Origin of the sequence: Paraburkholderia oxyphila NBRC 105797 (genome assembly GCF_000685075.1) — a bacterium.
Classification (GTDB): domain Bacteria; phylum Pseudomonadota; class Gammaproteobacteria; order Burkholderiales; family Burkholderiaceae; genus Paraburkholderia; species Paraburkholderia oxyphila.
Genome location: NZ_BAYD01000121.1, coordinates 1 through 22,954 on the forward strand (window position 1 = coordinate 1; position 22,954 = coordinate 22,954).

General features: G+C 60.1%; 18 protein-coding genes and 1 pseudogene. 7 read left to right on the forward strand and 12 right to left on the reverse strand.

The genetic code is table 11. From position 1 onward, the window contains the following. The 4 genes from BO1_RS41220 to BO1_RS41235 form a co-directional block, all read left to right on the forward strand. On the forward strand, positions 1–585 hold a 585-nt coding region (locus tag BO1_RS41220), incomplete at its 5' end, for a VOC family protein (protein WP_028222565.1). A 337-nt stretch (positions 586–922) separates the two neighbouring features. Continuing rightward, positions 923–1,351 (forward strand): hypothetical protein, encoded by a 429-nt coding sequence (locus BO1_RS41225; RefSeq protein ID WP_028222566.1) that lies wholly within the window; start codon positions 923–925, stop codon positions 1,349–1,351. Positions 1,352–1,432: 81 nt separating this feature from the next. Further along, on the forward strand, positions 1,433–3,574 hold the full coding sequence (locus BO1_RS41230) for an oxidoreductase (protein ID WP_218002853.1): 2,142 nt from the start codon (positions 1,433–1,435) through the stop codon (positions 3,572–3,574). Between the two features lie 692 nt (positions 3,575–4,266). Further along, the gene (locus BO1_RS41235; RefSeq protein ID WP_028222568.1) at positions 4,267–7,695 is read left to right on the forward strand and encodes an adenylate/guanylate cyclase domain-containing protein; all 3,429 of its coding nucleotides are present in this window, start codon (positions 4,267–4,269) and stop codon (positions 7,693–7,695) included. Between the two features lie 209 nt (positions 7,696–7,904). Here the strand turns inward: BO1_RS41235 and BO1_RS41240 are convergent, their stop codons facing one another. From BO1_RS41240 to BO1_RS41275, 8 genes are all read right to left on the reverse strand, one after another. Continuing rightward, a complete protein-coding gene (locus BO1_RS41240; RefSeq protein ID WP_028222569.1) occupies positions 7,905–8,672 on the reverse strand; it encodes an ABC transporter ATP-binding protein in 768 nt (255 codons plus the stop codon). Further along, positions 8,669–9,547 carry an ABC transporter ATP-binding protein gene (locus tag BO1_RS41245; RefSeq protein WP_028222570.1) on the reverse strand — a complete coding sequence of 293 codons (879 nt, stop codon included), beginning with the start codon at positions 9,545–9,547 and terminating at the stop codon, positions 8,669–8,671. Before BO1_RS41245 ends, BO1_RS41240 begins: the two co-directional genes overlap by 4 nt. Then, complete coding sequence (nikC, locus tag BO1_RS41250) at positions 9,537–10,451, reverse strand: nickel transporter permease (protein ID WP_028222571.1); 915 nt, start codon at positions 10,449–10,451, stop codon at positions 9,537–9,539. Before nikC ends, BO1_RS41245 begins: the two co-directional genes overlap by 11 nt. Before the next feature lie 58 nt (positions 10,452–10,509). Next, positions 10,510–11,580, reverse strand: coding sequence for an ABC transporter permease (locus BO1_RS41255; RefSeq protein WP_028222572.1), 1,071 nt, complete (start codon positions 11,578–11,580; stop codon positions 10,510–10,512). 11 nt (positions 11,581–11,591) lie between these two features. Then, positions 11,592–13,199 (reverse strand): ABC transporter substrate-binding protein, encoded by a 1,608-nt coding sequence (locus BO1_RS41260; protein ID WP_028222573.1) that lies wholly within the window; start codon positions 13,197–13,199, stop codon positions 11,592–11,594. Positions 13,200–13,268: 69 nt separating this feature from the next. After that, complete coding sequence (gene ddpX, locus BO1_RS41265; protein WP_028222574.1) at positions 13,269–13,835, reverse strand: D-alanyl-D-alanine dipeptidase; 567 nt, start codon at positions 13,833–13,835, stop codon at positions 13,269–13,271. A gap of 5 nt (positions 13,836–13,840) precedes the next feature. Beyond that, a complete protein-coding gene (gene sapR / locus BO1_RS41270; RefSeq protein WP_028222575.1) occupies positions 13,841–14,722 on the reverse strand; it encodes a sap1 transcriptional regulator SapR in 882 nt (293 codons plus the stop codon). Positions 14,723–14,807: 85 nt separating this feature from the next. After that, the gene (locus BO1_RS41275) at positions 14,808–15,185 is read right to left on the reverse strand and encodes a class I SAM-dependent methyltransferase (RefSeq protein ID WP_028222576.1); all 378 of its coding nucleotides are present in this window, start codon (positions 15,183–15,185) and stop codon (positions 14,808–14,810) included. A 71-nt stretch (positions 15,186–15,256) separates the two neighbouring features. Between BO1_RS41275 and BO1_RS62195 the strand changes: the two genes are divergently transcribed. Continuing rightward, entirely contained in the window at positions 15,257–15,808 is a 552-nt protein-coding gene (locus tag BO1_RS62195; protein WP_407670070.1) for a hypothetical protein, read from the forward strand. Positions 15,809–15,988: 180 nt separating this feature from the next. Here the strand turns inward: BO1_RS62195 and BO1_RS62200 are convergent. Further along, a pseudogene (locus tag BO1_RS62200) lies at positions 15,989–16,275 on the reverse strand (H-NS histone family protein); the annotation flags it as partial. A gap of 750 nt (positions 16,276–17,025) precedes the next feature. Then, positions 17,026–18,201, reverse strand: coding sequence for a porin (locus BO1_RS41290; protein ID WP_028222578.1), 1,176 nt, complete (start codon positions 18,199–18,201; stop codon positions 17,026–17,028). Positions 18,202–19,165: 964 nt separating this feature from the next. Between BO1_RS41290 and BO1_RS41305 the strand changes: the two genes are divergently transcribed. Together BO1_RS41305 and BO1_RS41310 are read left to right on the forward strand one after the other, a co-directional pair. Beyond that, positions 19,166–19,528 carry a BON domain-containing protein gene (locus tag BO1_RS41305; protein WP_028222579.1) on the forward strand — a complete coding sequence of 121 codons (363 nt, stop codon included), beginning with the start codon at positions 19,166–19,168 and terminating at the stop codon, positions 19,526–19,528. Between the two features lie 499 nt (positions 19,529–20,027). Further along, positions 20,028–20,660 carry a malonic semialdehyde reductase gene (locus BO1_RS41310; RefSeq protein WP_028222580.1) on the forward strand — a complete coding sequence of 211 codons (633 nt, stop codon included), beginning with the start codon at positions 20,028–20,030 and terminating at the stop codon, positions 20,658–20,660. 417 nt (positions 20,661–21,077) lie between these two features. On the opposite strand, the gene BO1_RS41315 is transcribed toward BO1_RS41310, so the two are convergent. After that, positions 21,078–21,857 carry an alpha/beta hydrolase family protein gene (locus tag BO1_RS41315; RefSeq protein ID WP_028222581.1) on the reverse strand — a complete coding sequence of 260 codons (780 nt, stop codon included), beginning with the start codon at positions 21,855–21,857 and terminating at the stop codon, positions 21,078–21,080. A 631-nt stretch (positions 21,858–22,488) separates the two neighbouring features. After that, positions 22,489–22,803: a DUF4148 domain-containing protein gene (locus BO1_RS58485; RefSeq protein WP_084688699.1), complete on the reverse strand. Its 315-nt coding sequence runs from the start codon at positions 22,801–22,803 to the stop codon at positions 22,489–22,491. Positions 22,804–22,954: the final 151 nt, after the last annotated feature.

Sequence of the window (22,954 nt, forward strand, 5' to 3'; positions counted from 1 at the left end):
TCGAACGTGTGGGGCCAGACGCTGCGCGTGGATACGCCGTCGCCCATCTATGAGCGCGCGCAACCGGTGGAAGTGGGCCACGTGGTGTTCTTCACGAACTGCCTCGCGGAGCAGGAGCAGTTCTATCACGAGCTGCTTGGCTTCGAGACGTCGGACCGCTATCCGGATCGCGGGGCGTTCATGCGCTGCGCGCCCCACGGCGGCCACCACGACCTGTTCCTGCTCGCGCTGCCCGACGGCAAGAAGGGCCTCAATCACGTGGCGTTCACGGTGCGCGACATCCACGAGGTGTTTGGCGGCGGCCTGCATATCAGCCGTTGCGGCTGGACCACGCAGCTCGGCCCTGGCCGGCATCCGGTTTCCTCGGCGTACTTCTGGTACTTCAAGAATCCGGCGGGCGCGCTGATCGAGTATTACGCGGACGAAGACGTGCTCACGCCGGAATGGCAGCCGCGCGAATTCGAGCCGGGCCCGACCGTGTTTGCGGAGTGGGCGATCGACGGCGGCCTCGACGGCAACACGCGCCGCCAGAAGAACGCGGAAGCGCCGCAGGGCAAGTTCATGACGGAGCGAGCAAAACGATAAGTCTTGAATGGCGCTCTGCCGCGGCATAACCGACCTCAAGTCCGATCCGCGTAACTTGAGGTGCGGCTGGCCCATGCAGGATGTCCAGGAGCGGTGTGCGGCTTCGTATGAAGTCGTGAAAGGCGCTGAGCCGTCGAAACCTTCACCGAAAGGTGTCTGATCACTATGACACAAAAATATGGAAATGTGCCATCATGACGACGCAACCTCAGATTTTGTGTCATAGGGCATCCGTGCGCCAGCAAGCCTCCTCCAGGCGTTACTCCGGTCCGATCTTCCACGCCCGGGCGAAAGCACGTCTGCGGTGGCCAACCGTTCTACAACGACGAGGAAAATGATGACCCAGCAGAAGCTGATCGACGCCGCACGACGCCACATTCACGCGGAATCAGTCGGCGATTTCGAAACGACGCTCGCCACGTTCGAGTCGGAGCCAGTCTTCGAGTTGTTTCCCGTGGGTTTGCGAATGAAGGGATTCGACGCAACGCGGCGCTACTACCGTCACTTCTTCGACACCGTTGCTCCGAGGTTCGTCCCCGAATGCACCCTGAGCCACGGTGAATGGCTCGGCGATTCCGGTCTGACGCAGGAGTTCTCCGTCACGTATCGTTCATCCGATGCAAGTGAAAGAGCTTTCCGTGTCATCGGCATCCTCACATTCGGAAAGGAAGGATTGACCGGCGAGCGCATCTACGCGGACGAGGCTCTCCTCAAGCTGATGTTCGCCCCGGTCTGGGACGAGCTCGAGGTCATCGAACCCGTCTGACGCCCACTGCATACCGATTGCACACCCCTCCCGACTGTCGTCGCGCAACGTCATGCCTGCTGGTACGGTGGAGACTCGCCAATGAACAAAATGCATCATCGCTATCCCAAGCTGTTATCTCCAGGAAATATCGGCACGATGGCGCTGCGCAATCGCATCGTCGTCACCGCGATGGGTGCAAGCCTGGCGGAACCCGATGGCCATTGCGGCGAACGCTTGATCCGCTATCACGAGGCGCAGGCGCGTGGGGGGGCTGGTCTGATCGTAACGGGTGTTGCCGGTGTGGCCTGGCCGGTTGGCGCAAATCAGGCCAATCAGATCGCCATCTCCGACGACCGTTTCCTGCCCGGCCTGACCTCCCTGACACAAGCCGTGCATGCGCATGGGGCGAAGATCGCCGCGCAGTTGCATCATGGCGGCCTCGTCGGAATGGAAGACATGCTCGCGGGGCGGCCGATATGGGGGCCCTCGCTTCCGGATCCGCCCAGCGGCGATTTCACGGCTGCCTTCCTGCCCGAGGAACTGGCCGAAGCGCCGTTTGGCCGTATTACCGCGATGAACGTGAAGGTCATGACGCAATGCGATATCGACACCGTGGTCGCGCAGTTCGCTGCGGCCGCTGGTCGTGCAAAGCAGGCCGGCTTCGATGGCGTCGAGATTCACGGCGGCCATGGTTACCTCCTGTCATCGTTCATTTCGGCAAAGAGCAACAAGCGCACCGACGACTACGGTGGGCCGCTGGAGAATCGGGTTCGCTTCCTGCTCGAAGTATTGCGTGCAGTGCGCGCCGAGGTCGGCAGCGAATTTCCTGTATGGTGCAAAATCGACTCTCGCGAAGAGGGTGTGCTAAACGGCATCACAATTGACGATGCGGTTCGCACCGCGCGGTTAGTCGAGATGGCAGGTGCCGACGCGGTGACCGTGACCGCATACCATGACGCGGGAAATCCCAAACTTCACTCGGGATCGCATACGCCTCACGAGCCGGGCGTCAATCTGCCATACGCCGCACGAATAAAGGCAGTCCTTCGCATTCCGGTCATCGCTTCCGGACGGGTCGAGCCGGAGATGGCGGACCATGCCATTGCTGCCGGAGAGCTCGATTTTGTATCGATGGGCCGCAAACTGCTGGCGGACCCGGAGCTGCCCAACAAGCTGGCTTGCGCACAGCAGGACGACGTCCGGCCCTGTATCTATTGCTATACGTGCATCAGCGCGATCTATGTGGGCAAACCGATGCGTTGTGCGGTCAACCCGAATCTCGGTTTCGAATTCATGTCTCAGCCGCCGGCGTCACGTGGCAAGCAGATCGCCGTCGTAGGCGGCGGTCCTGGCGGCATGGAAACCGCGCGCCGTCTGGCAGCGGATGGCCATCGCGTCACGCTGTTTGAACAGGGGGCGCATCTGGGCGGGACGCTTAGATTTGCGTCGCTCGCCTACCCACCCAATGAACGCCTGCTCGAGTGGCTCAAGCGCCAGGTGGAGACATCGCGCATCGAAGTGCGGTTGCGGACTGCCGCGACGCCTGCCTTGCTGCGTGATATGAAACCCGACGCGGTCGTCGTCGCAACCGGCGCGGTACGACGTTTGCCAGAGATCCCCGGGCATGACCTCCCACATGTCCTCAGTGGTGACGACCTGCGCCGGCTGATGCTTGGAGAAAGCTCGGCCGAGCTCACGCGCAAGGTGGGATTGACGACACGCATTGCCTCGCAGCTCGGCGCAGCGACCGGCTTGACGTCAAGCCTCGAGTTCGTACGGCGTGCCACGCGCCGATGGATGCCGTTAGGTAAAGACATCGTGATCATCGGCGGTGAACTGGTTGGCCTTGAACTGGCCGAATTTCTCGCTGAGCGCGGCCGCACTGTAACGATTGTCGATGACGTGCCGCGCCTGGGCGCCGGGCTGACGATCGTACGTCGCATGCGAATGCTGGCCGAGCTGGCCGAGCACGGCCTGAAACTCGTTGCTGGAGCAGCCAGGATCCGCATCGAGCCCACGCAGGTCGTCTATTGCGACGGGGAGGGCGAACACCGTGCTGTTCCCGCAGAGAGCGTCATCGTGGCCAAGGGAGCAACTGGCGATCTTTCACTCGCCCATCAATTGAGCGCCGACGGATTCATCGTCCACGAAGTTGGCGATTGTGGTGGAGTGGGCTATATCGAAGGTGCGATGCGCGGAGCTGCACGGGTTGCCGGACTTATTTCAGCTTCAAGCCGGTGAATGCACCTTGCTCCAGCGCTGCAAGCAGTCGGAGGCATTCTCGCGTCAGGAGGCGACAATCTGCATGGGACTGGTCGTTCAACGATGACTCGGGCGAACACGCCCGCTTCTCGGAGGAGCCGGTGCCTGCGGGATTACAGGCGTTGACGCCCGCACAGGTAGCATTGGCCGAGTTTCTGATGCTGGATGCGGATTGGCTCGCCGCCGCCGCCGAGGCCAGCCCGTCATTATTGGCCCCGGAATCCAGCGGGAGCGAAGACAGCCGCTATGATCCCTGGTTACGTGAGTTGCCGGTTGAGGAAATGCGGGCGAAACTGCGCATGCTGCTACAAGGACGCAGCCGTGAAGCGGAGAGAACGCTTCGAAACGCATTTCTCAAATGGGAGAATGGCAGGAATGCAAAGCAATTGAATTTGCCCGGGCGCCGTCGAATATCCGAAATCGAATCAAGGGTCGCCTCTCATCGTGCCATCCGTGAAAGATGGGAGCAGGAAGCACGCCAGGCGGCCGAGGCCCGCCGTCGTGAGGGGCTGGCGTACGGGCGGCACGTAGTCCAGGCGCTACGCAAGCATGCCCATGATGTTTTCGACCATTTCTACGGCGTGCTGTCGCGTCACATGTTGGCCCTCCGGCTTGCCTCAGATATCGAATCGGCGTGTAATGAAAGGTGCCCCAGAGACCCCAGAGGCGGTATGCGCTGCACCCATTGCGGCTTCGAAAACCCGGCGGACGCCAACTTCTGTCAGGAATGCGGCGCGGGATTGCCGCCGGCCTGCCCGGCGTGCGGGCGCGTGTCGAGTCCGGGCGCAAAGTTCTGTGCGGGATGTGGCGCGCCAATGGCCGCCGCTGCGATACGTGGCGCCGCGCAATCTGCCAGTTCATCCGTCCCTATTCAGTACACACCACGGCACCTGGTCGAGCGGATCCTCGCCGAACAGGCGACGATGGAAACCCGGGGCTCGACGGTCGGCGAACGCAAAACGATCACCGCGCTCTTTGCCGACATGGCGGGGTCGACCGCGTTGATCCGGGATCTCGATCCGGAGGATGCGCAGCGTCTGATCGACCCCGTGATCGCGCTCATGATGGAGGCGGTGCACCATTACGAGGGCTACGTCGCCAAGTCCCTCGGCGATGGCATCCTGGCGCTGTTCGGCGCTCCGCTGGCCCATGAGGATCATGCTCAACGAGCCGTCTATGCCGCGCTGCGCATGCAGGAAGCCATGCGCCACCACAGCGATCGCGTGCGACTGGAATTCGGCATCGCGTTGCAGATTCGGGTCGGCATTCATACCGGCGAGGTCGTTGTGCGCTCGATCCGCAAGGACGACCTGCACGCCGATTACGACCCCGTCGGGCACACAGTCCATATTGCGTCCCGGATGGAAAGTACCGCTACGCCTGCGACGACCCTGGTGAGCGAGTCCACCCACAAGCTGACCGAGGGCTACTTTGAGTTCAAGGCGCTGGGGACCACCCGCGTCAAAGGCCTGGAGGACCCGCTCCTCGTCTATGAGGTGGTCGGCCCCGGGCCATTGCGCACGCGTCTGCAGGTGGCCGCGCACCGGGGGTTGGCCCGCTTCGTTGGTCGCGCCGCTGAACTGGCCGGACTGGAATCGGCCTGGGGGCGTGCGCGCGCCGGGCACGGCCAGATTGTTGGCGTGGTAGGGGAGGCTGGGGTCGGCAAGTCGCGGCTTTTCCTTGAGTTCAAGGCCCGTGCGCAGCCCGGCAGCAGCGCTCTGGTGCTCGAAACGTTCTCCGTGTCGCACGGCAAAGCCTTTGCTTACTTACCGCTGATCGAGTTGCTGAAGAACTACTTTCAGATCACCCCCCGGGACGTGGAGCGCACCTGCCGCGAGAAGGTCGTGGGCAAGGTGCTGACGCTCGACCGAACGCTCGAGGAACTCCTGCCCTATGTGCTGTATCTCTTCGGCATCGAGGAGCAGGGCTCGGCCCTGCTTGCCATGGATCCCCAGATCCGGCGGGAGCGTACCTTCGACGCGATCACACGCCTGCTGGTGCGCGAAAGCGTCAATCAGCCCGTGCAGGTGCTGTTTGACGACCTGCAGTGGCTGGACCGCGAAACGGAGGCATTTCTCAATGCGCTCATTGAGCGCGTGCCGAATGCCGGGATACTGTTGTTGCTGAATTTCCGGCCGGAGTATCGGCCGGGCTGGCGCCAGAACAGTGATTACACGCAGTTGAGGCTTGATCCTCTGGGTCAGGTCGAATCCGAAGCACTGCTCATCACATTGTTGGGGGAAGACACTTCGCTTGCGCGTCTCAAGCGGCTGATTCTGGACAAAACCGACGGCAACCCGTTCTTTATGGAAGAGGTGGTCCAGACGCTCGTCGAGGAAAGCGTCCTGCTCGGCGAGCCGGGCCGGTATCGCATCGAAGTGGCGCCCGACACATTCCAGATTCCGACCACCGTGAAGGGCGTACTCGCGGCTCGCGTGGATCGCCTCGAACCTGCAGAGAAGGCGCTATTGCAGACGCTTGCCGTGATCGGCACGGAGTTTACTTGGAGTCTCGTGCGGCAGGTCGCCGGGCAGCCGGAAGATCGCTTACGCTATCTGCTGGCCAAGCTTCAAGCCAGCGATTTCATTTACGAGCGGCCAGCGTTTCCAGAGGTCGAGTACGCCTTCAAGCACTCGCTCACACAGGAAGTGGCGGGACAGGCCTTGCTGAGCGAGCAGCGCGGCGCGCTGCACGAACGAACCGCGCAAGCGATCGAGGTGCTGTACCGCCAACAACTTGACAGCCATTGCAGCGATCTGGCTCACCACTACAGCCTGAGTGGCAACATTCCCAAAGCGGTTGAATATCTTCACAGCGCCGGGAGCCAGGCGCTCGAGCGATCGGCACATCTGGAAGCCATTCCGCATTTGAATACTGCGCTCGAACTACTCAAGCGGTTGCCTGATACCCCCGAGCGTGCGAATCAGGAACTCGCCTTGCGTATTACGCTCGGTCCGGCCTTGATTGCGGCGAAAGGCTACGCGTCTCCCGAGGTAGAAGCGAGCTTTAGCCGGGCGCTTGCGTTGTCAGAGCAGGGTGGGGAAACGCGGCAGATCTTTCAGGCGAAGTTGGGTCTACGCACGTTTTACTCCCTGCGAGCGGAGCACCAGACTTCATACAAATTAGGTGAAAGCCTGCTCAGTCTGGCTGAGCGTGCACAGGATCCGGAGTTGATTGGGCAGGCTAATTTCGCCCTGGCTACGAGTTCGTTTCATCTGGGCGACCCTGTCAAGGCGAAGGCTCATCTAGAGCGAGGGCTTGCCACCATTGACCGTGAACACCATACCGCCACGTCCTTTCTCCTTGGACAGGATCCCGTGGTACACGCGCTTGTCGCCGCGGCCCGGGTACTGTGGTATCTGGGCTGTCCCGACCAGGCCGCCAGGCGAATCCAGGACGCGCTGAAGCTGGCCCGCAAGCTGTCTCACCCCTACAGTATGGCCCTCGTGCTCGCCCTTGCCGCCGAAGTGTATCAGTGCCGCCGTGAGGCTCAACTCGTCGAGGAGTTCTCTGATGCGGCCATCGCGCTTTCGACGGAGCAAGGGTTTCCATACTGGTCGGCCTGGGGAGGCATATTGCGGGGGTGGGCGCTGGCCGAGCAAGGCAGCCCCGCCGAAGGCATCGATCAAATCCACCGGGGCATCCGTGCCTGTATTGCCACGGGCGCTGAACTGGCGCGCCCTTACGTGTTGGCGCTGCTCGCACAGGCATATGTCAAAGCGGGACAGGTGCCGGCCGCACTGGAGACGCTGACTGAGGCGCAGGACACCGCTAATCGGACAGGGGAACGGTATTGTCTCGCTGAATTGCATCGGCTGAGAGGCGAACTGCTTTTGCAGTGCGCAAGCGACCAGTCCAGCAAGCCTTCAAACGACGAAGAAGCGCAAGCGTGTTTTCTTGAAGCGATTTCGATCGCAGGCAAGCAAGGCGCGAAGTCGCTCGAATTGCGCGCGATGTCGAGTTTCGCACGGCTATCACGAGACCGGGGCAACGCCGAGGCTGCACGGCAGAGGCTTTCTGCGACCCTGTACGCTTTTCAGGAGGGCCTTGACACGGCTGACTGGCAAGAGGCCAAAGCACTACTCGATGCGCTGGAATAGTATAGGAATACTACCTGGGTGTCTGAACGTAAGGGGCTCATGGACGATGGGGACGGTTAGCGTGCGATTTTAAACCTCGATCGGCTTGGAGGAGAGTGGATCAAGGTTTGGCAAAAAATACTGTGCTGTTCCGGTTTGTGTGGGGCGTTTTTCTGTCTGCTGCGGCCTGGTGTATGTGTTTGCCTGGGCCGTCGCAGACACGAGCGCCTTTAAAGAGCCGTGTCGATACCCAACGCGTTGAGAGCCTTGCGCTGAAAGCCATTCGTCGCGAGCAACAGGCGGCGTGAATACTCGTTATCGACCTGCTGCGCTCTGATTCTCTCCACATCGAGTTCTTCGACAATCTCGCCATTGCGCATGATCGCAACACGCGAGCACAGAAAGCTCACGACAGCGAGATTGTGGGTGACAAGAATCATCGTCAGGTTATGCTCGCGATGCAGGCGCTTGAGCAAGTTCAATATCTCAGCTTGCACGGAGACATCGAGCGCCGATGTAGGCTCGTCGAGCAGCAACACACGCGGCTCGACGATCAGCGCGCGCGCGATCGCCACGCGTTGCCGCTGCCCACCCGATAGCTGATGCGGATAGCGAAATCGAAACGACGTATTGAGCCCGACTTCACGCAGCGCATTGACGATACGTTCTTCATGCCGGCCGATGCCGTTGATACGCAACGGTTCGCGCAATGTCTGATCGACAGTGAAGCGTGGATGCAGCGAGCCGTATGGGTCCTGAAACACCATTTGCACAGCGCACTTTTGCGCGACACCGCCTTGCTGCGCAATGCGCACCGTGCCTTGCGCGACAGGCGTCAATCCGCTCAACGCACGAAGAATGGTCGACTTGCCGGAACCCGACTCACCGACGAGCCCGAACACTTCGCCTTGCGCTACATGAAAGCTCGCATCGCGGACGGCATCGACTGCGCCCGCGACCGTCTTGAAGCGCACTGTCAACGCATCGACGTCGATCATGCGGATGCTCCTTGCGTGTCGTTGAGCCATGCAGGATCGCGTGACAGAACGGGCAATTCGGCAGGCGGATCGGCAAGCGGCGGATTCGCGGCAAGCAACCCGCGCGTATAAGTATGTTGCGCATGCACGAGATCGCGCGCCGCGCATGTCTCGACGACACGCCCCGCATACATCACCACCGCCCGATCGCAGAACGACATCACGAGCGGCAAGTCATGGCTGATAAAAATGAGGCCGGTATCATGTTTGGCGATCATCTCGTCGAGTACGGCGAGCACCTGCATCGATACGAGCACGTCGAGCGCACTGGTCGGCTCATCGGCGATCAGCAGGCGTGGTCCCGTCGATACCATCATCGCGATCATCACGCGCTGTCCCATGCCGCCGGAAAGCTCATGCGGATATGAATCCGCGACGCGCGCGGGGTTGCGGATATGCACCGCTTCGAGGGCCGCGATGATCTTCTCACGCATCGCACGCCGGTTGAGCTTCGGATCATGCAGTGCGAACGCCTCGCGCATTTGCTGCGCGACAGTCATCACCGGGTTCAGCGAGTACTTCGGATCTTGCAGGATCATGCCCATTTGCTGACCGCATAGACGCCGGCGCCTGTCGGCGCGCATATTCAGCAGATCTTTTCCGTCGAAGCGCAACCTTTTCGCGGTGCAATGCGCGGCAGGCGGCAGAAGTCCGAGCAGCGCGCGGCCCGTCAGCGACTTGCCCGAACCCGATTCACCGACGATGCCAAGCCGCTCGCCTTTATTCAGCGTCAGCGAGAGACCGCGCACGGCTTCATTCAGCGTACCGTCGTGCGTGCGAAATGCGATGCGCAGATCGTCGATCTCACAGAGAGGCGTGCCCATGTCAGTCTCCATGGCGGGGATCGAACACGTCGCGCAAGCCGTCGCCGAGCAGATTGAATGCGAGGCTCACGAGCAGAATCGCGAAGCCCGGCATCGTCGCCACCCACCACGCGTCGAGCAGCACGTTGCGGCCCGACGCGACCATGAAGCCCCATTCGGGACTGGGCGGTTGTGCGCCGAGCCCCAGAAAACCAAGGCCAGCGACGGTCAGAATGATGCCCGCCATATCAAGCGTCGCGCGAACGATCACCGACGACGAACACAGCGGCACGATATAGCGCAGCAGAATGCGCAGGTTCGACGCGCCTTGCAGCCGCGCGACGTGTATGAAATCGGCTTGCACGAGCCTCAACGTTTCGGCGCGTGCAAGACGCGCATACGCGGGCCACGCGGTAATCGAAATGGCGATCACCGCATTGAACACACCCGGCCCCAATGCCGCGGCGAATGCGAGTGCGAGCACGATCTTCGGGAACGCTAGCGCGATATCCGTCACGCGCATCAGCACGTTATCGACCCAGCCTCCGAAAAAGCCCGCCGTCGTGCCGATCATCAAGCCGATCGGCATGACGACCACGACAACGAGGATCGCAATCGACAGCGTCAGGTGCGAGCCGTAAATGATGCGCGAAAGAATATCGCGTCCGAGCTGATCAGTGCCCAGCCAATGAGAGGCTGAACCGGGCGGTAGCAGACGGTCGGACAACACCTGCCGGAGCGGATCATGCGGCGCGATCCAGGGGCCGATGACGGCGACGATCACGAGCAGCAAGAGGATCGCCAGACCGAACACCGATAGCGGATTACCCGAGAAACGCCGCCAGCGCCGATACGCAAGACCGAGCGCCGCCTGCCTGCGCGAAGCAGGCGTATCGGTCAGCAGCCAGGCTCTCCACGTTGCGCGAGGCACGTTCATCGGCAAGTCCTGCGTTGAAGTTTCAACAGGTGGACGCACGTTGCAAATCTCCGTTGCATCAGCGGGCGCGCGGATCGAACACGCGATAGAGCGCATCCGTCAGCAGGTTCAACGCAATGAAAGTCATGCCGATCACGAGCGTGCTGCCGAGCACGGCATTCATATCGGCGTTGAGCAGCGCGCCCGTCAGATACGAACCGATGCCTGGCCACGCGAACACGATTTCGGTGAGCACCGAGCCTTCGAGCAAAAAGCTGTACGACAGTGCGATCACCGTCAGCAGCGGCACCGCGATATTGCCGAATGCGTGCACCCAGACGACTCGCCGCTCGGACAAGCCTTTTGCACGTGCCGTCGTGATGTACTCCTGGTTCAACTGGTCGAGCATGAACGAGCGCGTCATCCGGCTCAGATAGGCGACCGAGTAGTAGCCCAATATCGCAGCGGGCAACACGATATGCGACAGTGCATTGAAAAACACATCCCATTCCCCCGCGATCAGCGAATCGATCAACAGGCTGCCCGTGTGCGTATCGACCATGCCATCGAACACGGGGTCGATTCTTCCTGGTCCCGACACCCAATGCAGCTTCGCATAGAACAACAGCAGTCCCATCAGACCGAGCCAGAACACGGGCACTGAACTGCCGATCAGGCCGATGAAACGCGCAACGTGATCGATCCAGCGGTTGTGTCGTGTCGCAGCAATCACGCCGAGCGGCACACCGACCAATACGCCGATGATCGTCGACAGTGTCGCGAGTTCCAATGTGGCGGGGAAGACGCGCTTGATGTCGTCGAGCACGGGATTCGCCGTCAGCAGCGATACGCCCAGATCGCCGTGCAGCACCGCGCGCACGTAAATTAAAAACTGCTCGGCAAGGGGCTTGTCGAGTCCAAGCTGAATGCGCGCGGCCGCATAAGCGCTCGCCGACGCGCGATCGCCGAGTATTGCGAGCACGGGATCGATCGGCACCTTGCGGCCGATCACGAAGGTCACGGCCAGCAAGCCCGTGAACGTGACGGCGAGCGTGAGCGCCCAGCGCAGCACGCGCAACGTCCAGCGCACGGTCGCGCTGCGCGCGGACGCAGCACGTATCTGGTCCATAGGAGTGGTCGTCGTCGACATGTCTCGCGCGCTCACTGCTTCTTCACATGCAGATACGACACGAGATCGTTGATTGGACCGACTTCGAGGCCCGACACGCCCGGACGCATCGCCACTTGCGACACCTGCTGGAACATGATGACGAACGGCGACTTTGCGAGCATTTCCTTCTGCATCGTCTGATAGAGTTGCGCGCGCTTTGTCGTCGACGATTCGGCGAGCGCCGCATCAGTCTGTTTCGTCAGATCGGGAATGTCCCACGAATTACGCCATGCGAGCATCTTGTACGCAGACTGGTCGGAGTTGTCCGGATTCCATGCGTAGCCCTGCGCATTGCTGTGCGGGTCGATGTAATCCGCTGACCATTCGCCGATATAGATATCGTGCTGACGCGCACGATACTTCGCGAGCGTCTGCTTGTTGTCGCCCGGAATGATCTCGACCTTGATGCCGCCTTGCGCGAGATTCGCCTGTACGGCTTGCGCAATTTCATTGTACGGGTAAGCGCTGCGCACATCCATCGTCACGTTGAAGCCATTGGGCAAGCCCGCTTTGGCGAGCAGCGCCTTGGCCCTGGCAACGTCCTGGTGATACGGATTGGTATTCAACGCGCCGAGGAAACCTTCGGGCAGGAACGTCTGATGAATCTTGAACGTGCCCTTCGTCACGTTCTTCTGAATGCCGTCATAGTCGATCAGCCATTTCATGGCTTCCTGCACTTCCGGTTTCGCGAGATTCGGGTTCTTCACGTTCAGGCCGAGGTAAAGCAACGTCGCTTGCGGCACCGACATCACCTGCACCTTGTTGGCCTTGGTCAATGCGGCGAGATCGTCGGGGCTCAGATTGCGCGCGACATCCGCGTCGCCGTTTTCGAGCAGCAGGCGCTGGCTCGCGGCCTCCGGAACATGGCGCATCACGATGCGTTTCATCGCGAGCGGAAGTCGGTAGCCGTCGTATTTCTGCAGGATGATGCTGTCGTTCGCCGTCCATTTGACGAGCTTGTACGCGCCAGAGCCCGCCTCGTTCGTACGCAGCCATTCGTTGCCGAAATCGTTGCCCTTCTGATGCGACATCAGGAGCTGCTTGTCGACCACCGACGCGGGCCACGCACCCAGCACGTTCAGCACGAACGTGGGCGAGTATTTCTGGTCGGTCGTAATGCTGACGGTCGAGTCGTCGATCTTCTTGACGTTTTGCAGCGCGTTGTCTTTGGTCAGGCCAATGCCTTGCAATACGGCCGCCGCGCCTTTATCGAGCAGCACGCAGCGCTGGATCGACCACGCGACATCATCGGCTGTCAGGGGATGGCCCGAGTGGAACTTGAGACCCGGGCGAATCTTGAACGTGAACGTGAGTCCATCAGGGCTGACCGTCCACGATTGCGCGACATCGCCATTGAATTTCGCCGGGTCTTTCAGATCGACGCGCACCAGCCGGTCATAGGTATTCGCGACATATTCTTCCGGAACGAGCTCATAGACTTCGCCGGGATCGAGCGTCGAGAATTCGTCGAGCGTGGTGGCGATCACCAGCATGTCTTTCGGTGTCGCCGCAAATGCAGTACTTGTTGTCGTCATCGTAAGCGTCAGTGCGGACACGACCGCGACTGCCGCCAGCGCATTGCGCAAAACCAGATTCATACTCGCTCCGTATCGAGAGGGAAAAACGGTGAGAAACCCGCAAACGGACAGCAAAGAACCAGATCTCGATTACATCAATTTCAGGGGGCCGCTTTCGGTATTGTCAATAACGGGCAGCGAGCGTGAACCCGGAATTTCGTAATGCCACCATTCGCCTGGAATATGCGTGAATCCTGCCGCATGCATGATGCCGAGCAGCAGCAGGCGATTGCGCTGCACATGCCGCGGCAATCCGTGATGGAAGTGCTCGGACTCCTTGATCATTGCATCGAAGCCCGTGCCCATGTCGAGCGCTTCACCGTTGCTGTCGATCAAGGTGAGATCGAGCGCCGTACCCCGGCTATGGTTCGAGCCTCGGCCAAGTTCTGCGATATACGTGGGGTCGGGCAGAAAATCCCACAGTACTTTCTGTGCCTGCGGCGGACGGTACGCATCGAAAATGTGCAGCTTCATGCCGACGCTTTCAGCAAGTTCGACGGCTTTGCGCAATCTGGCTTCAGCGGGCGCGAGCAGCAGGGCGTGCGCTTCCTTGTAGATCGCCTTGCCGGTGAAATTGCGATCGGTGGCATACACGAGGTCGAGTTCGACGCCGTGCGTTTCCGGTGTGATGTGAATGAGATGCGGTTTATCGGTCATGATTGTCAAAGATCGAATTGATCGAGTTCACGTTGCAATTCGCGGTTGTGCGCGACGCGTTTGTCGATAGTCGAGCCGAGCCGCTCGACAATCGACGTAATCAGCAGGTTGAACAGGCAAGTGAGCGGCGCAAGCGAATCCCGGAACTGACCGACATCGGTTTTCACTTGCAGCAGATCGCAGGCGAAGTCGCGCGCCCACGGGCAATAGAGATCGGTGACGAGCGCGAACGGCAATTCGCGCCGTGCCGCCGCCTCGCAATAGCGGCGCGCGATGCGCGAATAGGCACGCGTGTCGGTGACGATCAGATACGGCGACTGGAACTCCGAATTCAGCGACTCCACATACGAGCCTGACATGCCGTCGGAAAAGAACACACGTGGCCGCAGATATTCGAGGTAGCTGTAGAACGCATTCGAAATGCCGCGCGTCGATTGTATGCCGAGAATAAAGACGGCATCTGCAGCGGCAATGCGCTGTGCGACGCGGGCGAATGTGTCGCCTAGTGCAAGCCTGTACACATAGCGGATCGCATCGACCTCGAGATCGAGCGAGTGTGCGAGCGCCGTGTCACTCGTGTTTTCCACGCCGCTCGCGTAGCCGGCGAGGCGCTCGCTGTGCCAGGCGTCGAGGCGATCAGTGATGAGCCATGGCCGTGTTTGTGCACCGCGCAATTCACGCTTCAGGTCGTCGAGATTGCGATAGCCGACGCTGCGCAGAAAGCGCCCGACCGAAATGCCGCTCGTGCCCGTCTGTTGCGCGATCTGATCCGCCGTCTCCAGACCGAGGCGCTCCAGATTCGCAAGCATATAACTGGCAATGCGCTTGGCCGTGGGCGTGAGCGTCGCAAAACTCGCTTCGACTGTATGCGCGAATGCGGTGGACATCGAGTTGTGTTTCCGGTCTTCTCGTTAGTTATCTGTCATTCATCGGCGAACTGGTATAAATATGACAAGGACAATAAAGCGAATGCTAACTTGATTTTTTTATCGGATCGTGAAAGCCAATAGCGAGGAGGCGCGTTGCTCGCTGAACGCTTTCGTCGGAAAAAGGCAAATCCTCGGCATTGCCGATGCGGAACTCGAGTTCCGGAAAGACGCGCCTCGCTTTCTCGACCATCGCTAGCGAGAAGTCCACACCGGCGACGTCTGCGCCACGACGGGCGGCTGCGGCAGCGAGGTAGCCAGACCACGATGCGACGTCCAGAAAGCGCGCGCCCCGACCAATCCAGAGCGCGTCGAGCACGGCCGGATTCGACTGCGTGGTCAAATCACCGAAGTATGTGTGATAGGGCTGCGCGACCCTCTCCCAACCTTGGTGCTCGAATGTACTGAAGTCGACCTGTCCCATCCTTGCCGCCCACTCGTTCGACGCTTTTGCGTTCCGGCGTGCCGGCTACCGTGTGCCGCCGGGAGAGGCGCATGTCCGCCTGGCGAGGCATCAACCAGTTCGGCCACTCAGGGCTACACAATTCTGTGGTGCAGCGCACCAACATTCGTAGTGAAGAGCTGCCGAACACGCGCCTTTGTGCCAGGCTTGTATCTGTTGCTTTCTTGCTGAAGCATACGCCGTGGCATGATTTCGGCGCTAAAGTTAAAGTGGTTTCTGAAGCTCTCGATGCGGCGCGGGGAAATGGCGTCCACATCGACGGCGACCGGATCATATTTTCGCGGCATCTGCGAATGGGCTGCGAAACTACCGGTGCACGGGAGCAGCAGATGAAAGACACGAAGATTCAGTCACTGCGATACCAAGTCGAAAAATGGCTCGCCCCGACCACGCCGGTGCACGTCACCGAGTTTGGTCGCACCCGCTCGGGCCGAGGGCGCTACGTGTGCGTAGAGACCTGGCAACCGGCGGGTTTGCACGCGTTGTTTTTCTTCCAGCACGATGACGGCTACTGGCACGTATTCCCGCCCGCGGCTGATTCGGCGCAACTGCGCGCGCTGCGCATGGGTACGCACCTCAGTTAAGCCGGCTGCGCCCGAGGCTAGCCTGTAGCCTGCATTGTCTCTTTTCTGGCTGACCCGCGTCTCGCGCGACGCATGGACTTTGTCTGCGCGGACTTGCTAGCCGTAGGTTTCCCTGAAGCTGCGCCCGTGCCGGCGGCCTTCCTGCTTGTGTGCTTGAAGCGCTGCGTTCGCTGAACCGGCTATCAAGAAGTGGGTGCGGTCCTTCACGGCCTTAATCCATGAGGGCGCCCGGCCACGCCCCGTCCGTTCGGCCCCCGTTTTAGGGTCGCATACTTCGGTACGCCGATGACGCTGCTCTTTGACAGGGCACGCCTCCGGCGCCCGAAAATGTCTCTTTACGTGAGTCCGTATTCGGCGACTTTCGTGCGAATTTCGACAATGACCGCATGAACTTCGAGCGCCTTTGCTTCCTCCGCTTGATGGGCAAGGTCGGCCAATTGAGCCTTGAGTTCGTGATCCGTTGCCATTTGCCACCTCCTCGTCTTTAGCGGTTTCGTTCCTGGGATAGTGGGACGGTGGATGACTGCAATGTGTGCAGGTTGCCGAAGAGCGTCTCCGGCCAGTGAAAAACTTCAATGCTCTCCGCGAAACAACTCAGCTGAACACCCTTGAAGTCGCACAATTCCATTTTTTCACAACTGGCTTCATGTGAGCAGGCAAACCGGGCTAACGGCGGAGCAGCGTGAAATTTTCGCCGCAGCGAGTCAATGCCTGCCGAAGCGCTGGACAAAGGGCCGACCGCCGTAGCACTCCCGCATAAGGTAAGCGACGCAGCGCGTCGCTTTAGCCAGTTTCTCACTGGGACTGGGAGTTCACCCATACCTGACACGCCTGTAGCACCGGAAAATCGATCCTTCATGGCGGGGGCGTCAACCGAGTGCACCGGGTGGGCTACTCCTTAATGTTTCGCGGTCTTCGGCGGCCATTTCCGCTGACGTGTTGACTTATTTGGCATCCTAACGATGGCCGCCACCGTACAGCCGCAGCGCCAGGATATTCCTGTACCAGCCGCCCACCCGGCGTGATTTCGATCACCGTTTGTGTGGGCTCGACGCCGAAGAACTGCAGCGTCTCCCTCGGATGCCGATAGACGTCGCGCACTTCGATGCGCTCTCCTGACAGTTCTGAGTCTGGCCTCGTGAGCTGCAGCGATATGCACCGAAAGGGTTAGCGAATGATCGCCGTTGCCGAAGGCCGAAATTCTCGCGGGCACCCGCTTAGAACATCTTGCGAAGACCGATTGCCACGCCCAGTTGATTGGTTCGGCCAATCGTGTTGCTTGGAACGCCAGCGGAATCGACCCCGCCCGGATAGTCGGCGGCGAAGGCGCCAGTGCCACGCGACCAGTCCGTGATCGCATAGACTTCCGACTGCTTCGAGAACGAGTATTCGGCGAGAATGGTAGCCGATTGGTTCACCCCAGTACCGAGCGAGCCGTCGAGTCGCTCAGCATTGCGCGCGTGCCCGTAGTAGTAGGCGAACGTGAACAGAAGTGGCTCGATGACCTTCCAGTTCGCGCCGACGTAGTAGGTATCGTCGATACGGTTGGGGCTGGCTCCCTTCAGTGTCGGCGCGCCGGCTTGTTGCATATTGCCGTCGGTCAGCCCAGTCTGGTCCTGTCCGTGAAGCCAGCCGGCCAGCAGGCGGATTTCGTGGGTGATCTGATACGCGGCGCTGATGTGAAGGAAGTTGATCTTGGCGCCATTGATCGCGCTGCCGACGCTGGTGCCGACCGAGGTACCGGTCGCCGATGTCGGCACGGAGACCTGCTGGAAGCCTGCGTTGAGCATGGCAGGGCCGTATGTGTAAGTCAGTTCCACAGCGTAAGTGGCGCCGAGACCGAGCGCGCCAGACTGGTTGCCGAAGCCATAAAGGGCATCAATTGCCAGGTTATGGAAGGTACCCTGGTACTTGACTGAGTTGTTGACCTCCAGGTAACCGCCTATTCCGTTATACGGCCAACTGTTTTGCCAGTAGTTGCCGACGGTCAACGGGTCGAAGATGTCCCCCAGGGTGTCGTAAGCGGGCGCATATTGCCTGCCGAAGGTCAGCGAGCCCCATGTGGTGTTCGACAGACCCACATAAGCTTGTCGACTGAACAGTGTGTCGGGAACGTGTAGTTGCCCATTGAAGGCTTCAAAGCCGTTTTCCAGGTGGAAGACTGCAGACCAGCCGTCCCCAAGGTCCTCACTGCCCTTCAAACCCCAGCGGCTGTGGGTTTCTGGACCAGACGTCATGGAGACCTGATCTTTCCCACCCGGGCCAGCATTCGTCTGATAGCGGATGGCTTCATCGACGATCCCGTATAGCGTGACTGAGCTTTGTGCGAATGCCGGCAGCGAAGTGGCAGCGAAAAGTGCGCTAGTGGTACTGGAAATGATGATTTTTCTCATGAGCGATCCACCGTGGTTAGCGAGGCGGTTGGAACAACTCTTCCATGGACCCGATCAGCAAGACCGTGAACGGGAGCATAGCGTGTCACTCCATTGAGGCATAGAGATTGTTATGGAGTGTTGCTTATCTGCCGCGTCGTAAGGGATATGTGCCAGTTTACCGGTTACAAGTGCAACCCATGAAATCAAGCAAGGTGTGGCGATGACGAAATACAAACTTCGGAGCGTGGGGGAGCCTGCGGTTATCGTGATTGAAATTCGGAAGCTGGCACGGGAGCCAACGCACGACTGCCTGGTCGAAGCGACTCGACAGTTTCGCGTGAATTGGCGCGCAACGGCAATTCGGCCGCGCTGAACTACGATACGGCGCGTGCGGCGTCGGTGTACCGCGCTTGCCATCAGGGTTGCAGGCGTCGGCGCAAATTGCTTGCTGGCACCGGGCTACATTTTCATGGCATCTTACTAATTCGGACCGGACCATGGACGACTGTGGGCAGGAATCATGCCGGGCCTGGCTGGCCAAAAGCCTCGATTATCGAGGCGAGAAGATAGTAACGGGTGCCATGAAGTAGCAGTTACTGGCTTCGTTGCCTTACTTGCTTTGCTTGCTGTCGCGCGCGTCATAAGCCGCCGGACCACTCGTATCGATTTCCGTGGCATCCAGTTTCTCCATGACGCCGCGTATTCTCAGGCGTTCGGCGATACTTTCGTTTGCGGGGCATCTCTATCCCTTTCTGGCGCGTCACGCCTCGCAGCTTCACAAGGGCGATTGATATTCCACCGGCTTGAACGGCTTTGAAGCACGTTTTCGGATCGTGATGCAATATTTATTGAGGCCGGTGTAACCAATTCGGCTGCCGACCGTATTGCACTGTCCGCAGTCTGGATATTCCTCGGCATTTCCTCAGTGCTTTGTTTGCAGTACCGCAACGTTGCACTGGCGCGGCACTTATAGGAGCAGGTAATGAAATCGAACCTGCGATGTGCCTTGTGTGCATCTTTTCTATTGATGCTTGCGGGCATGTCCCATGCCCAGTCGGCCAATGCGCCTTCGGACGCGTCAAACCTGGCGGGCGCGATGGCGGCGGCTCCCAGCGCGAAGAAGGCGGACCGCGCGCTCTCTCATGCTGTCCGGCGCGCATTGGCTAAAGCGCCGGGCCTGGATGTTTCCGGGATTTTCGTTCGCGCGAGAGACGGTGCTGTGACGCTGAGCGGCTCGGTTCGCAATAGCGACCAGCTCCGGCAGGCGGAAGACGTTGTGCGCTCTGTGCAGGGCGTGAATTCCGTATCGGACAAGCTGACGTACTTTCACGGTGGCAATGGCTAAGGCTCGGTGAAAGCAAAACATACAGGGGGCAACCGTTTCGCGCGCCGATTGCACCGGATGCGATGTGATGACCGGGGCGGTCATTGTCTATTACGGAGGGGAGCTCAAATTCGCTTCGGTTGGAATGGATCGGCGGGAGCAGGTCGCGAAGTGGCTACTGACTGATCTCGCCCGGCGAGCAGAGTCGAGCAGGCGAAAGCGCCCACGCGATTGAGAACGTCAGAGCGCTCGTGGTGTTCGACGGTACGGCCAGCGTTTTCGGGATGCGTACGGCGGATCGCGATGCGGCGCTGCCGTCCGAACGTCCAAATGGTTCTCTCAGCGAGTGGCGCTTCATGGCCGGCTATTGCCCGATGCGGTTGGCTATACCCGGTCGCGCAAATTTTTCCGTGAATGACGCGTTGTACGTCTATAACACCAGAACGGGGCCGCGTTCAGATCATCGCTGACCCGCTGCGTGAAGCCAACTTGCAGCGTCCGTTTCCGTTGGGAGGCAAACATGGACAAGCGATTGAATGACGAAGGGGTGGATCTCCTGTTCCGTCAGGCTCGAACCCACAACAGCTGGCTGCCTCAGCCGGTCAGTGATGACACATTGCGCGAACTCTATGAGCTGATGAAGTGGTGTCCAACGAGCGCAAACTGCAGCCCGGCACGTATCCTGTTCCTGCGCACTCAGGAAGCGAAGCAACGACTTCTGCCGGCATTGGCACCAGGCAATATCGACAAGACGATGAGCGCACCGGTGACTGCCATCATCGCCTACGACGGCAAATTCTATGAAAAGCTGCCTAAACTCTTCCCGCACGCAGATGCGCGAGCCTGGTTCGCCGACACACCGGAACTGGCCGAGGTCACGGCACGGCGCAATAGCTCGCTACAAGGGGCTTATTTCATCCTCGCTGCCCGCTCGCTCGGACTGGATTGTGGGCCGATGTCCGGATTCGATCATGCAAAAGTTGACCATGAATTTTTTCCTGCGAGCGCACAGGAGGGTGTCTTCCAGCAGGAGTACTTTCCGGACAGCCATATCAAGTCGAATTTCCTCTGCAACCTGGGCTATGGTGATCCGGCAGGGCTGTTCCCGCGTAGCCCGCGCCTGGATTTTGACGAGGCCTGCAAATTGCTCTGACCACCCAAACCCTGCTTCGTGGGCCTGATCTCCCTCGGCTGGGTATACAGCCATTCCATTCCCGTCGATCGCAGCCGTGTCCTGCAAAGCTGACGCCCGGTTTGATCATCAACTCTGGTTTGAAGCGGATCCTTTGCTGCAGATGACAATGGCTGTCCCGACGCTGATTCGAATAGGTCGAAGTGGTACGGAGACGCTGGCGTGCGGTGATCATGCACGGCGGCGGATGTTGATTGTCTGCAGCGCGGGCGAGCAGTCGCTCGGCACGGCCACTCAAGGAGCATAAATCGGCCAAAGACGACCGTCGTCGAATTTCGAGACGACCGCACGTACCGGCCTCGTTCTATGCAAGTAGTCCGCTAGATGCCTGTTCACACTAATGACAGGCCTTGGGACGAGCTCACGCGAATAACTGCGCTAAGCCCCCTCGACGCCGTTCGCGCCGAGGTAGCGATCGCTCCAAACCGCAATCACGTTCGCCGCGTAGATGGCGTCGAGCTTGCGCGACAGAAGGTGGTCCGCCCCGGCCAGCGAGATGAAGCTCTTGGGATGCAGTGCGGCCCGGAAGATGTGGTTCGCGTTGACGATGCCGACCGTCGAGTCGTCGGGGGCATGCATCACCAGCAAGGGGAGATTCATGCGGGCGATCTTCTCCGTCAGCCGCTGCTCGGCGACGTCCTCGAGGAACTGCCGCTTGATCCGGAACGGCCGTCCCGACAACTGGACTTGCGCCTCGCCTTCGGCCTCGATTTGCGGCAGGTAGTCCTTGAAGAGTCCCGTCACGTGCCCGGGATCGCTCGGTGACCCGATCGTGACGACGGCCTCGGCGCCCGTGATGTCCGACACCGCGGCCAGCACTGCGGCACCGCCCAGGCTGTGGCCGATCAGCAGCGCGGGTGCGCGGTGCGTCGCGCGCAGGTGATCGGCCGCTGCGATCAGGTCACGGCAGTTCGAGGAAAAGTTGGTGTTCGCGAATTCGCCTTCGCTCGCGCCAAGCCCCGTGAAATCGAACCGCAGCACGGCGATCCCGTGCTCGGTCAGCGCCTGGGCGATCCGGCTCGCCGCGAAGATGTCCTTCCCACAGGTGAAGCAATGCGCGAACAGGGCGAACGCGCGAGGCTCCGCGTCAGGTAGCTCAAGCCGGCCGGAAAGCTGTTGTCCATCCGATCCTTGAAACGTGAATCGTTCGGTAGACATGGCGGACCTCCATGGGTGGAATGCTTGCGGTCTGTTCCCGTAACTCTACAATTCTTTCTGGCGGCCAGCCCAAGCCGGTTATTAGCGTGGACAGGCACCAGGCACACGCTTGCGCTCAGGAGCCCAGGCCAGGCGTCGCGTCCAGGCTGCCTGCTGCGCGGCGCCCAGGTGCAGCGCCAGGGTTGAAGTCACCGCCCGTCATGACAAAATGTCCCTTCAGATCTCCATAATAGTGGGATTCCTGCGGGCTGCTGATCAACGAACGCCTGGAAGAAGGAACATCGGTTTGTCGATTGGAATGCGAATGGGTCATGTCGAAACAGCGGGCCTTCATCGCACCCCTCAAGCGGGCCACAAAGCTACCGCTCTGCGCTCGAGCAGCAAGCCGAGTACGCACATGCGGCGCCTGCGGTTTTTCTGGACACAGATCGGCATAGAGGCTGGCCTGAGCACACGGACCAGCGACAACTACACCCGCCGACCGGCCAAGGTAGTTGACGATCTACAGGCACGTTACGATTGACTCCCGTCTAGCCGTAACCGGCGCACCTGGACGCATTACGGCGTGAACTATTGCGCTCCTTCGGGAGCCCACTCCACAGTCCACGCCGCGTTTTGCACCCTGTCACTTTCAGTGGTGGTCGTAAATCGGAGCCGAGTACGACGATACACGAACGTCCCGCCGCTGTCCGGCGTCAGACGAACCACCTGCGACACCACCATAACCATCTGCTGCAGCGGCTTGTTGCGCGGCCACCTTAGCCTCCGCCTGCTGAATCGCCTGCGGGTAGTTGGTGCGGTCACCATTACCGACGCGATAACCAGCGTTTTCAAGTTGGACGAGTTCGCCTCGTACCTGAGCCCGGGTAACGGGTGGCGTTGCGAACGATACAGCCGGAGCGGCGAGGGCGACAACAATGGCAACGGACTGAATAAATGACTTCATGATTTCTACCTCTTTCAATGTTGAGACGCGGTCTGGTTCGACCGGTGTGATTGAAGTCTAGTGTCGATCATCCGCAGGTTGAATGTCGCATTGGCTCAACAGGATGCTCATTTGGCTCAAGCTGATAATTTGCGCTTGAGTGTCGAAGAGT